We start from the raw sequence: 309 nt of genomic DNA on the forward strand, positions 1-309 counted from the left end.
ACGGTACTGGCCCGCCACCTGGTCACCACCCACGGCGCACGCCACCTCCTCCTCGTCAGCCGGCGCGGCCCCCAGGCACCGGGAGCCACCGAACTCAAGGACGAACTCCACGCCCTGGGAGCCCAGGTCACCCTCGCCGCCTGCGACGTCTCCGACCAGGAAGCAGTCACCACACTGCTCGCCACCATCCCCGCCGACCACCCCCTGAAAGCAGTGATCCACACCGCGGGAGTACTGGACGACACCGTCCTCACCGCCCTGACCCCCGAACGCCTCGACACCGTCCTCAAACCCAAGACCGACGCCGCG

Annotated in this window: 1 protein-coding gene; it reads left to right on the forward strand. The window is 69.9% G+C overall.

The window, feature by feature from the left end:
- On the forward strand, positions 1–309 hold a 309-nt coding region (locus IG05_RS43335), incomplete at both ends, for a KR domain-containing protein (RefSeq protein ID WP_037816058.1).

The organism is Streptomyces sp. NRRL S-1022 (genome assembly GCF_000720135.1).
In the GTDB taxonomy this organism is placed as follows: domain Bacteria; phylum Actinomycetota; class Actinomycetes; order Streptomycetales; family Streptomycetaceae; genus Streptomyces.